Here is a 12,843-nt window from a genome sequence, read left to right on the forward strand (position 1 = left end):
TTATTTTGAGTACTAGCGATAATAAAGATTTTGTTGTTATTTTTATATTAGTCTATTAATTTACTTTTTATAAATTCTGTTATACAGTCTCTTTCAACAAGAACATCAGCAAATGTTTTTCTTAAATCAATCCGCTGCGTATCTACACAACGAATTTCGCTTAACTGCAATCGACTTTTGGTTTTTTTATTATTAATTAATACCTCAATATCCATTTCAAATTCAGGATTTGCTTTTGTTTCTTTGATTGAAGTACAAGGAATGATCAACATTTTATAACCTAAATCTTTTAAAATATAACACCAATGTCCATCCATTAACTCTTTAGGAAAACCACGTCCAATATTGAAATATGCCATCTGATGAACTTGCGGACGATTTGATAAATAATAATATGTATTATCAATATCCCGTTCTCTATCCTTGACTAAATTACAGTAAAAATATTCTAATTGACTAGTAAGATGTTTTAAAGAACAACTAAATTTTTCAACATCATACAATCCACTTTTTTCTAATTGATCTAATGATTCTTTCATTTCAATTAAGTTGCTATTTACACTCATAATTAATGCACCTCCTTCACCTTCTACAAGAGCGTAGTCAAGAAAAAAAGCAAGGTGGAGACTTGTACTACCTTGTTTTTTGTCGCAGATCACGCAATGTTCTTAGACACATCATTTAAATTAGTAAATTTTCAAATTAGATTACCAGAAATTTAATAAAAAGATAGAGCACCCAGACTAATAACTAACGGGTGCTTTTTTATTAATTCTCTTGATACAAATAACCTAGATATTATACTCTTATTGCCTTAACCAACCAATTATTGGAATTATAGCAAGTATAAATATATAAAATTTCCTGATCTAAATTATAATCAAGCATATTTATACCTGTCTCAATGTCATATAATTTATATCCATCATTTGTACACTCATTACTATAAACAATTTTATATTTATAAATATGCGAGTTGTAATTAACTGATATAACATCATTTAAACTTGCTCTATACAAATATTTTAATGATTTCGTATTATGTCCTCCTAAAAGTACTAGTTTTCCACATCCGAATAAAAATGCAGCTTCGGTCATAATACAGATATCATATTGATCAACTGCTTCTTGTGTTGAACCAATACTCAAACGAGCATTGGTACATACATTAGGAATAGTAATAGAATTATCTATTATCATTTGTTTTTCTTTTTTAGGAACAGTAAAATCATTAGTATCATTTTTTTTGTTATTATCTTCATTCCTTATTTCATTATTAGAATCATCAACTTCTTTTTTTTCTACTTCTTTTGTTAAGGCAACATACGAATTACCTGTTATCTTATTGACATTAGTAATTAAAGCCTTTTTAGAATTAGATGTTGATACATCTTGAACATAACAATTTCCAATACTAAATATAGTTATTATAACTAGTAACAGCTTAATGATTTTTTTACTCATAAAGACCACCTCTAATTCTTCATTAATCAAACTCCATTCTATTTAATTTTTAAACCATATAGCTCTAATAGCTCTTTTTCTGCCATTTGAATAGGGAAAAAACGATTTTCTTCAAATTCAATTGCATACCACTCGGACATAAATACTCTTTTATCCCTATCATGATATAAGTGTTCGCATTCCCATGGTTTTAATTTTCTTCTAATCCTTTCACAATCCTTTTCTTTATTATCCCATACCCACATTTTGGGTTTTAAATCTTCAAAGTGGTAAGGCTTAAATTGATTATGCCTAGTAGGATTTAAGCCAATAGATTGCAGATGCCTTTCCAGATTAACATCTAACCATTCTATAATATGAAAGTTATAGTAATCTTCAGTTTCCTCATGAGGAATTATCTTTTTTAGATACACAAGATGCTTTTTAGCATCATTCCATGTCTCAAAGATTTTTGGTTTATGTTTGTTAGACTTATCACTAGGATAACAGTCTGGTCCAAACTTATTAATATATATTCCTGCATAAATCCCATCTTTATATTTAATCAAATACATTTTCATTCACTTTTTTAATGACCTCCTGAATTTTAAAACTCTTTTCATATTTTCAATTAACCATTTCAACCTCAATTAAATTAATCAAAAATAATTTCAAAATATTCAACATTTTTATAATCGTGTTTCATACGTTCATAAAATTCTTTAATATCGTTAATTCTTGTTGGATCAGGGTAGTCTAATTTATAAAATTCATCTATTGCTGTTTTCAAGGCATTTACTGCAGTATCATACGGAATCAAATGTACTGATCCATCACCAGATAATAAATTATTGCATTCCTCGCATCTAAAAGCTTTATAAAAAATTCCATCTGCATATCCAAAGAAAAAAACCTGATCATCTGGAATCCCTTTGTATTCTTCTTTTTCAGTATATTCATGATAAATACTGCTTTCATCTTCAGTAAATGTCACAATATACCTTTTTGACCATATTCCGTTTGGTACTCTTATGGTAAAATCATGAGCCATTCTAATCACCTCCATTTTGATTTCACTTTCATATTTCAATATCGTCTGTAGTACGACAGTTAAAATTGAATATTAGATACTTATCTAATATTTGTCTTGTTTTAGTTAAAGCACGTTCTATCATCAAATTAGATAGGGTAATACCATCAAGGTTACTAGATATACGTATATAATCGTGTTTCATATCTCCCAAATTACGACCCTGAGCAACATAATATCTCATATATCCAGTTACTATTTCTTCGTCTGAAATTTGGTTATTTGCTAAACGTAGTAAAAAATCGGTATTAATCTTTGCCATTATAAATCACCTTTCTATCTTTTTTTAATTCCTCTATAATTTCTTCTGTTTCTGGGGTAATAACTACATTAGTTGAAACTTTAATAGGTGCTGTTTTTATTATCTTTGTTCTAGCAATATTCTTATTCTTCTAACAGCATTTTCAGCTCTTTTTCATATTCTTCTCTTAACTCATTGACCAATTCATTAACAATATTGCTATCTAATTTTATTCTGCGATTATCATTCCAAGCACTGCTAATGTGATAGCTAATATATTCTCTAATTTCTGCTGTATTTAACATTTTATCTTCCTCATTTCTTTTATATTTAAGGAGCTATCCCCTTCACACTTTCTACAAGCGCATGATCTACATAAGAAGGCAAAGTGGAGACTTGTACTACTTTGCTTTTGCATGTAGATCATGCCATGTTCATAGACTCAGGCATTGCTTATAAAATATCAATTAATTCTTTAATTTCAGATGAAATTTTGTCTAATAAATCATCCACTTCATATAATCCAATTTCTACAGCAGCATCTGCTGTCTTTTTGACTTGACTAATATTTTTTTCCAACATTTTCTGAATATCTTCTTTTGTTAAAGCACCATTAGCATTTCTAGTTACAGTATGTTCTTCATTTTCTAGAATGGAACTAGTTCCATCATCATCCTCAAATGTTTCACCCCAAAAATCTTCAAATGTCGTTTGTCCTTCAAACACTTCATACTCAACAGTATCAGCTTCAGCTTCGTTTTCTTCATTGTTTGAATGTACTTCAGGTTCACTAAACTGTTTAATCAATTTGTCAACATAACGACCAGATATACCTAATTGATTTCCAATCCAGTCTCTCTTAGTTCCAGCCGGTTTTTCATCAATTAATTCATAGATTTTTTCCATGATTTTAATTTCATGAAATCGTTCTTCAGGTTTCTTTTTTCGCTGAATATTATTTTTTACAATCATTTCAAGTTCTTCTCTTGTAGATTCGGGCTTATTTACAACAGAAATGTTAATGTAGCCGTCCCCCTCACCAGCATCACGCAATTTACTAATTGCTAGATAGCGTGTATTTCCACCTAAAAGAGTATATTTGCGACCATCAATTTCTCCATTTCTATCAACCTCACTAGCATAAGCAATAGCGTTTTCAAATTGTCCATCATCACGAATTGAGTTCATCAGCGCACCAATAAACTCGTTTTCAGCTTCGTCGTAAACCGCTTCATTTAAACAGTTTATTCTTACATCATCAATTAATACTCGTATAGTCATCCCTAGATCTCTTGTCATACTATCTAATAATCCCATTTTCATTTCCTGTATATAATTGGCTTATTTAACTGTCAATTATATACTTTTCCTTTCGATATATTTTGTTTATAAAGTATGTGATTATCTGTTTCAAATCTTTAAAAAGCAGTTAGCACATCCAGTATTTGTAGACTTCGTCATACCACCACTGGTTCAAAATTGTTTCTATATGTTCCTCAAACAATGCTATATTATCTTTTAGGCAAGTAACAGACTGTTTCGTTCCAAGATAGATCGAACTGCCACTCACTGGGTCACTCCATCTAGTTAGATAAATCAATCCATGAATACGGTGTATGAGCTTATGAAAAGCTTTATTGAGATAGAACTTTCCCTCACGCAAAGCAATCTGCATATCATAGATTCTAAAATTTAGTCTGGTTATCATGGCATTTTTTATATAGATTTTCTCTTTACTTTTGAAACTTGAACTCTTAACAGTTATCCGTGAAAAATATTTTATACTGCTTTTCCAAAAATCACGATCTAACAGCATTCCTGCATATACAGCGGTTTTCAAAAGACGTTTATGAAACCTACTGAAAGAAGTATATTTAAATATTTCCTTCTCTGTTTTTGCAACATAGAAAGTTTCTTTTACAGTACAGCCATTTTCATCTTTTTTTACATCTCCTTTTTTGTGTACTAGAACAGCATCTGGGTTATCTTTTTTGCATAGTTTTTTAGTTTTGATGCAGTAATAATAATCTTTTGTATATTTCACTACCATTGTCTGTTTTCTTTTAAAATATTTTCGAGTAAAGCACAGAACATGTATGTATTCACCATTACCTTGAGAAACAAATTTATAGCAGTATAAAAAGCTATCCAACTTAAACCATGGAGATAATGCAAACATAAATTTTTTGATAAAATCATGCTTTAATGTATCTGACATATTGACTGGAATCATAACTTCCAGTGTGTGTGCATAGATGTTAGAGTAGACTTTCTTATTCTGGTTTTTGCCATAGATATATTTATGTTTGTCTTTATAGTCACATTGATGTTCGATAACTGTTTTATAATCAGTACGATTACTGTAAATAAGGATATCACCACCTTCCAGCCATCTGTAAATATCTTTTCTTGAGTTACATGTATCATAAGCCACATAGCTATTATGAGTAATCACTGCTTCCTTCCTCCTAAATTAACATTAAAGCTCCGCTTTAATGTTTTTTTTATTTCAGACCTATTTTTGGCGCTGAAATCATGAAATTTTTGACTTATATTATAAGATCGAACTTTTTGTTTTTTCTTCGATTTTGTGTTTTATCCCGACATAATTTTCTTCCAGTTGAGGTTTTAATTTAATTTTTATTTCAGGGTGTTTGTACGATATTCGATAAACAGCACTTACAAACTCATTTGTTTCTTCTTTCTTGCAATTTTTTAATTCTGCTGCCAAAAAATTAAAGATTTTCGTTGTATCCAAATTTTTTATCTCAGCTTCTGTTAGAAGAATTTTAACAACCGCATTTAAAGCATAATTTAACGTGTGATTTCGCTTGTAGTAATTAAAATAATCTATTATAGAAAAATCTATATTTCTATCCAAATAAGCAATTATTAAACATGCTGTATTAAAATAATAAGCAATCTGTCGTCTGTCCAAATAAAACTTATATACCATATTTTCAAAATTGCTGTTCATAAAGCATCTGTATTCAATAATCTCTCTTAAACGGCAGTCATATTTTTCTAAAATTGCTAAAAGCTGGCTATATTTATAATAATGTTCCTCAGCTTCTAATTTTTTCATTAAGGCAGCAAACTGTTTTCCTACCTTTTTAATCGAACTATCCCCTACCACGATTACGGATGTGCTAAAAGAAGGAATATAATCTTCAGTTTCAGTAAAAGTTGCGTAAACAGACTTATCCATTTTAATTAGATTATGGATTACTTCTCTCTTTACATGAATTTCGTGCTTATTCAGTTTTATCCACTGTCCCATAATTACCCCTTTCTATACAAACAAAGAGAGAGGTTAAGCCCTTATGGGTTTAACCTCTCTCTTTGTTTGTATTCCTTTTTGTTTTTAGCCTTTTTTATTTTAAATTTTATCTTATAACCTTTTATTATGTTCGAGTGTAAATGCTCATATCGCACCAGTAAGAAAAAAACGGCAGGATTGCCGTTTTATTTTTGTTGTTTTTTTATACTTTCTAATTCATTTAAATCAAAAGGTGTTAACTGGTAAACGTAATAATTCAACCAATTACTAAATAACAAATACGCATGAGAACGCCACTTTACTAAAATCTCGTTATGCATATCATCATTTCTATAATAATTTTTAGGCATTGTAGCAATATCCGAGATTGCTAAATCTCGTCTATATTCTTTATCTAAAGTATCAGGGTCATATTCTGGATGCCCTGTTACAAAAAAACGTGATCCATCCTTTTCAGCAATCAAATATACCCCAGCTTCATCACTACTAGCAAGAATTTCTAGATTCTCTATAGTTGCAATATCCTCTGCCATAACTGTTGTATAACGTGAATGAGGAGCATAAAATTGATAATCAAAACCACGTAATATTTTTCGTTTCATCTTATTAACATTGGTATGATGAAAATATACTCCTGTTAATTTTTCTTTTAATGCATGTTTTTCAATGCCATAAAAATAATAAAGTGCTGCTTGTGAAGCCCAACAGATAAAGAAAGAACTAAACACATGTGTTTTTGACCACTCTAAAATTTTCTCCATTTCCTGCCAATAATCAACATCTTCAAATTTTATTTTTTCTACTGGTGCACCAGTTATTATAAAACCATCATATTTATTTTCCTTGATTTCATCAAAAGTTTTATAAAAAGCTAAAAGATGTTCTTGGGATGTATTTTTAGATTCATGACTAGCCATATGAATCCAATCAACTTCTATTTGTAAAGGTGTATTTGAAAGCATTCTTAACAATTGTGTTTCAGTAACTATTTTAGTAGGCATAACATTTAAAATTAATAATTGTAATGGTCTGATTTGTTGTGCTAATGCCCTATTTTCATCCATTACAAAAATATTTTCATCTTTTAAAATCTTACTTGCAGGTAAATCATTTGGTATTTTAATAGGCATATTTTGCACCTCCGATATTGTTTAGTTTAACATATCTTAGATTAGATTTTAAGTCTAAATATTAAAATGAAATCAATTCATTAAAAATTTGAATAATATATTCATCTGACATCCCAGATAGGTAATCAATTATACTTTTTATAATTGCTTTGTCATCTTCAATAAAATCATAAATAATCTTATTTTCATAAATATCTAATCGTTCTAATCCTTTCATTCTACTATATTTTTTTAACCAATGAACAAACCCATTAATAGCATGAGGATAATCATCTTGATCTTTAAGTAACTCATTAATTAAACTACTATTACTATCCTTTGCAATAAGATAATACTTAATGAAAAAATCAAAAATAGAATTTAAAATTAAATTAACATAATTTGTATGAATTTGTACCCGATCAATCAAATATATATTTTGGTAATTAAATTTCATAATTGTTTTCATAATTTCAAAAGCTTCCTGAGACAAAGAAATTCCATTTACAGGATTACTATTTTCACAAACTTCCTGAATAAAATAATTTACTATTGTCCCATTATTAATTGCATTAAACTTATAATCACTCGCAATACTATTTAACGATGCTCTTAACACCTCTACTTTATTTTCCTTAAGTACTTTCAACCTCAATGCATCTTCGATATCTCGCGCCAAATAAGCAATCTTATCAGCCATTTTAACAACACAGCCTTCCCAAGTATATGGATTATACAACCCTGCACTTGTATAATCATTTAAATCAATATACTCATTTCTTTTAACAATGCATTTTTGATTCATTTCACCACAATGTGATATTATTCCATCACGAACTGCATAGGTTAAATTAAGATTTTGCCGATGATGTAAATTATCTTCTAATGTTTCAATATTATCAATAAAATGTAAACTATTTCGTTCATGCCAAAATGATTCTAAACCATATTTTTTAGCTAATTCATTTATAATTCGTTCACCACCATGACCAAATGGTGCATGGCCTAAATCATGACCAACAGCAATTGCTTTAGTCAATTCTGTATTTAAACCTAAGTAATTAGCAATTGTATAACTTATCGATTCAACTAAATTTACATGTTCACTACGAGTGCATACATGATCATCCTTTACTGCAAAAAACACTTGTGTTTTATGTTTTAATCGACGATATGCTTGACTAAAAATAATTCTTGTATAATCACGTCCAAACTCACTTCTTAAATCATTATTTCTTTGGTATAACGGCTCTAATCTTTTTTTTGCGTTCTTAAATTCTGGATGGAATTCATCCATTCTAACATCTTTAAATAAATTTTTTGTCATATTAATCCCCCTTTTTTGTAATTATATGACACTTTTTAAATTAAAACAAATCACAACTATGATTTTAAAACCAAAAAAAAGGATTTAAAAGTGAAAAGATAAATATCTTGAATTTTAATCATAATAAAAAAACTTTTATTAAGTTATTCATCTATTGATGTAATTTATATTTAAAATCATTAATTGATGACCTTAAAAAATTCCCTTTCATTATATAATTTAGATACAAAATCTAAACAAACAATACTAATATAATAATCATCATTTTAATATATATAACATAAAAAATAATATGGAAAACAAATATGATAAGTAAAATAAAAAGATAGAAATTCATGATGATTATCATCAAGATTTTCTACCTCTATTTAATTCCTTAAACACTGAAGAATTAAAGTATCAATAATTTTACCTATTATAACTTATTTTGTTAATAAACTTGCTGCCGCTTTATCAACAATTACTACTACATCACTATGATCTTGAAGCGCACTTGCTGGTACATCAGTAGTTTTTTGACCTTCAACTAATACTTTAATAGGTTCCGCTTTATTTTCACCACATGCTACTAACAATACTTTTTTAGCTTGCATTATATTTGAAATACCCATAGTAATTGCATGTGTTGGTACATCATCAATTTTTCCATCAAAGAATAAACGAGCATTATCTTGACGTGTACTTTCTTTTAATTCTATCATATGAGTTACTGAATCAAAAGAAGTACCTGGTTCATTAAAACCAATATGCCCATTTGATCCAATTCCTAGTAATTGAATATCAATTGGATTTTCAGCTAATAATTTATTGTAATCATCACAACTTTCTTGAATTTCACCAGCCCCATTTGGTACATGAACATTTTCTAATTTAATATCAATACCAGAGAATAGATGTTTATTCATAAAATAATGATAACTTTGTGGATGACTTGCTTCTAATCCAAAATATTCATCTAAATTAAACGATTTAATATCTTTATAAGAAGTCCCGTTCTCCTTATGGTCTTCAATCATCAATTCATACATTCTAATTGGTGTAGAACCTGTAGCTAATCCTAAATTAGCAGCTGGATTATTTTTTACTACCTCTAACATAACTTTTGAAGCTTCAACACTTGCTTCTTCATAATTTTCAACTATAATTAATTTCATATTGTGTCCCTCCAAATATATGATACTATTTTTATCTAAAAACTTCAAGTTAAAGCTTGAATTTACCTACATTAACGAGTAATTTTTTTGTTTTAAAGATTTCTGATTAAGATTTAATCCAATATTTCTTCATTTATTACTGTCTGTCTTTTTTTGCACTGTTTCATGTCTTTAAAAAATTTTCTTTATTCCTACCCACAATGAAATAATGTATTAGCAAAATATCTCTTCTATTATTTGGAAAGTTCTAATGGCTAAAATGCTTAAACCCTAATTTCTAAGTACTGATTTTATAGACACTACTGGTTTTTTATTACATTTTAATTAACTGCTTTATTTTATAAGTAAGCTGATTACAAAACTTCTCAATACATACTACATTAATATAATTACTGATAGTATCACCATAAAGTAAGATCATAAGATGATTTCTAAATAATATAGAAAATACTATAATTATTAATATACCTATTCATATTCCAATAACAATATTATGTTAGAAACTTTTTCAAGTTAATGATGACATTAATCTGATATTCTATTTAGATATTATAAAATCCATACTATAACAATTTAACTACATCCAAAAACATATTTAACCCAATCTATTATGTATTACTTTTCTAATAGTTTGCATTATATTTATTTTGAAAATTATACTTTTCAGTACTATAAATTGACTTTGCTTTTTCATCCTGAAAAAACACATTTACTTTATCACTCATCTAAATACCCATAACCTTTCTAAGTTGTGAAAAAAGATTACCCAATCGACGATATTTCTTTATTTTTCACATAAAATAAGGTAGAATAAGGAATGTATGGAGGTGTTTTTATTATGATAAAAGGTATTGGGGCATCTAGTGGGATTGCAATTGCTAAAGCCTATAAACTAGTTATGCCCGATTTAACTGTAACTAAGGTTACTATTGCAGATACAGATGCTGAAATCAAAAATTTTGATGAAGCAATGTCACAAACCGCAAAAGAATTAGAATCAATTAAAGAAGCTGCTACTAAGAACCTATCTGCTGAAGAAGCAGCTGTATTTGATGCACATGCATTAGTTTTACAAGACCCTGAATTAAAAACTCAAGTAGAAGAAAAAATTAAAAATGAAAAAATTAATGCCGCTGCAGCATTAGACGAAGTTGCTAATATGTTTATTGCAATGTTTGAAAGTATGGATGATGATTATTTCAGAGAAAGAGCTGCTGATATTAAAGATGTATCTCGTCGTTTGTTGGCAAATCTACTTGGTAAATCATTACCTAATCCTGCTTTAATTGATGAAGAAGTTGTTATTATTGCTGATGATCTTACTCCTTCTGATACAGCACAATTAAATAAAAATTTAGTTAGAGGATTTGCAACTAATATAGGTGGTAGAACTTCTCACTCAGCTATTATGGCTCGTTCATTAGAAATTCCTGCAGTTGTTTCTTGTAAAACAATTACTGAAACTACTAATGATAATGATATGATTGTTTTAGATGGTGAAGCTGGTATTGTAATTATCAATCCTACTGATGAAGAAATTAAAGAATATCAAGCTAAACGTGAAGCGTTTATTGCTTATAAAGAAGAATTAAAGAAAATGAAAAATGAAAAATCTGTTACTTTAGATGATCATCATGTTGAATTAGTCGCAAATATTGGATCACCAAAAGATATTCAAGGCGTAATTGATAATGGTGGTGAAGGTGTTGGATTATTTAGAACTGAGTTTTTATATATGGAATCAGCTCAATTACCTACTGAAGAAGAACAATTTAATGTTTATAAAGAAGTTCTTGAAGGACTTGAGGGTAAACCAGCTGTTGTTCGTACTTTAGATATTGGTGGAGATAAAGAAATTGAAGCAATAGATTTACCAAAAGAAATGAATCCATTCTTAGGTGTAAGAGCAGTACGTTTATGTTTCCAAAGAGAAGATATTTTTAGAGTTCAATTAAGAGCATTACTTAGAGCTTCAGTTTATGGTGATTTAAGAATAATGTTCCCAATGATTGCAACTTTAGATGAATTTAGAAAAGCAAAAGGCATCTTAATGGAAGAAAAAGAAAAATTAGTAAATGAAGGAATTGCTGTTTCTGATACATTGCAAGTTGGTATTATGATTGAAATTCCTGCTGCTGCAGTATTAGCAGATCAATTTGCTAAAGAAGTAGACTTTTTCTCAATTGGTACAAATGATTTAGTTCAATATACATTTGCTGCTGATAGAATGTCTTCTGGAGTTTCTTACTTATATCAACCTTTCCATCCATCAATTTTACGTTTAGTTAAACATGTAATTGATTCAGCGCATGCTGAAGGTAAATGGACTGGAATGTGTGGAGAAATGGCTGGAGAAGCAATTGCTGCCCCATTATTAATTGGTTTAGGATTAGATGAATTCTCAATGTCTGCTACATCAATTCTTTCTCAAAGAAAATTAATAAGATCAATGAAAAAATCCGAAATGAACGAATTAGCTGCTAAAGCAATTAATTGTTCAACTATGGAAGAAGTAGTTGCTCTAGTAAAAGAATATATAGAAATGTAATAAAAAAAAGCTGTAACGAAACAAACTTAAAATAAGTTAAGTTCGTTCAGCTTTTTTTATATACAAAAATAATCTTTTTTTTGAATTACTAATTATTGATATTTTATTATTAAATAAGACATCTTCTATTATTTTTACTTGCTTTTAGTACAATGAGAATACAAGCAATAATTAGATTTTTAATCATCATTGTCCCCTGATGTTCTGCTAATCCATCAGCAATAACTTTATAATAAACAAGACAATGGTAATGACTTTATTTAAGATCAATATTTTATCAGCCTAAGCAATAACTAAGCTAAAATATCTAATAGAAGTTAAAAAATAATCTCATCAGGAAATAAAAATTCCAGAAGAAAGTACGAGGAAATAAAAAAAGACAAAAAAAAGAACCGGCAGCTTGCTATTGTCGCACCGCAGTACTATCTTCGCCGTTATGATGCTTAACTTCTGTGTTCGGTATGGGTACAGGTGTGTCCATCATGCTATCGCTACCAGATCTTCTTTTTTAAGCAATCCCTTTTGAGAATCACTCAAAACCGGATAATAGTTCTACTGCGTCTTTTGTCTTCCTTTTCTCTCAAGCCTTAACCTTTCTTCTCTAGGTTAAGTCCTCGACCTATTAGTATCAGTCCGCTTAACATGTCGCCA

At 28.9% G+C, this 12,843-nt stretch carries 13 protein-coding genes and 1 rRNA gene; 1 reads left to right on the forward strand and 13 read right to left on the reverse strand.

The features are described 5' to 3' along the window. Positions 1-47 precede the first annotated feature (47 nt). From BMW96_RS02840 to nagB, 12 genes are all read right to left on the reverse strand, one after another. Positions 48-566, reverse strand: a complete 519-nt coding sequence (locus tag BMW96_RS02840; protein ID WP_092352293.1) for a hypothetical protein — start codon at positions 564-566, stop codon at positions 48-50. A gap of 232 nt (positions 567-798) precedes the next feature. Further along, positions 799-1,464 (reverse strand): sortase domain-containing protein, encoded by a 666-nt coding sequence (locus tag BMW96_RS02845; RefSeq protein ID WP_092352295.1) that lies wholly within the window; start codon positions 1,462-1,464, stop codon positions 799-801. Positions 1,465-1,502: 38 nt separating this feature from the next. Beyond that, a complete protein-coding gene (locus tag BMW96_RS02850; protein ID WP_143050701.1) occupies positions 1,503-2,018 on the reverse strand; it encodes a hypothetical protein in 516 nt (171 codons plus the stop codon). Between the two features lie 80 nt (positions 2,019-2,098). Next, complete coding sequence (locus BMW96_RS02855; protein WP_092352299.1) at positions 2,099-2,494, reverse strand: hypothetical protein; 396 nt, start codon at positions 2,492-2,494, stop codon at positions 2,099-2,101. 28 nt (positions 2,495-2,522) lie between these two features. Further along, on the reverse strand, positions 2,523-2,795 hold the full coding sequence (locus BMW96_RS02860; RefSeq protein WP_092352301.1) for a hypothetical protein: 273 nt from the start codon (positions 2,793-2,795) through the stop codon (positions 2,523-2,525). Positions 2,796-2,917: 122 nt separating this feature from the next. Then, positions 2,918-3,079, reverse strand: coding sequence for a hypothetical protein (locus BMW96_RS14030; protein ID WP_157796060.1), 162 nt, complete (start codon positions 3,077-3,079; stop codon positions 2,918-2,920). 148 nt (positions 3,080-3,227) lie between these two features. Beyond that, positions 3,228-4,091, reverse strand: a complete 864-nt coding sequence (locus tag BMW96_RS02865; RefSeq protein ID WP_092352303.1) for a hypothetical protein — start codon at positions 4,089-4,091, stop codon at positions 3,228-3,230. Positions 4,092-4,203: 112 nt separating this feature from the next. Further along, on the reverse strand, positions 4,204-5,229 hold the full coding sequence (locus BMW96_RS02870; protein WP_244881243.1) for a hypothetical protein: 1,026 nt from the start codon (positions 5,227-5,229) through the stop codon (positions 4,204-4,206). Between the two features lie 99 nt (positions 5,230-5,328). Beyond that, a complete protein-coding gene (locus BMW96_RS02875) occupies positions 5,329-6,054 on the reverse strand; it encodes a hypothetical protein (protein ID WP_092352305.1) in 726 nt (241 codons plus the stop codon). 185 nt (positions 6,055-6,239) lie between these two features. After that, positions 6,240-7,184, reverse strand: coding sequence for a homoserine O-acetyltransferase MetA (gene metA / locus BMW96_RS02880; RefSeq protein WP_092352307.1), 945 nt, complete (start codon positions 7,182-7,184; stop codon positions 6,240-6,242). Positions 7,185-7,245: 61 nt separating this feature from the next. Further along, entirely contained in the window at positions 7,246-8,490 is a 1,245-nt protein-coding gene (locus tag BMW96_RS02885; RefSeq protein WP_092352309.1) for a deoxyguanosinetriphosphate triphosphohydrolase family protein, read from the reverse strand. 422 nt (positions 8,491-8,912) lie between these two features. Beyond that, positions 8,913-9,644, reverse strand: a complete 732-nt coding sequence (gene nagB, locus BMW96_RS02890; protein WP_092352311.1) for a glucosamine-6-phosphate deaminase — start codon at positions 9,642-9,644, stop codon at positions 8,913-8,915. 838 nt (positions 9,645-10,482) lie between these two features. Here nagB and ptsP point away from each other — a divergent pair. Next, complete coding sequence (gene ptsP, locus BMW96_RS02895; RefSeq protein ID WP_092352326.1) at positions 10,483-12,192, forward strand: phosphoenolpyruvate--protein phosphotransferase; 1,710 nt, start codon at positions 10,483-10,485, stop codon at positions 12,190-12,192. Between the two features lie 390 nt (positions 12,193-12,582). Here the strand turns inward: ptsP and rrf are convergent. Further along, positions 12,583-12,691 (reverse strand): 5S ribosomal RNA (gene rrf, locus BMW96_RS02900). Positions 12,692-12,843 lie beyond the last annotated feature (152 nt).

The organism is Thomasclavelia cocleata (genome assembly GCF_900102365.1).
Classification (GTDB): domain Bacteria; phylum Bacillota_I; class Bacilli_A; order Erysipelotrichales; family Coprobacillaceae; genus Thomasclavelia; species Thomasclavelia cocleata.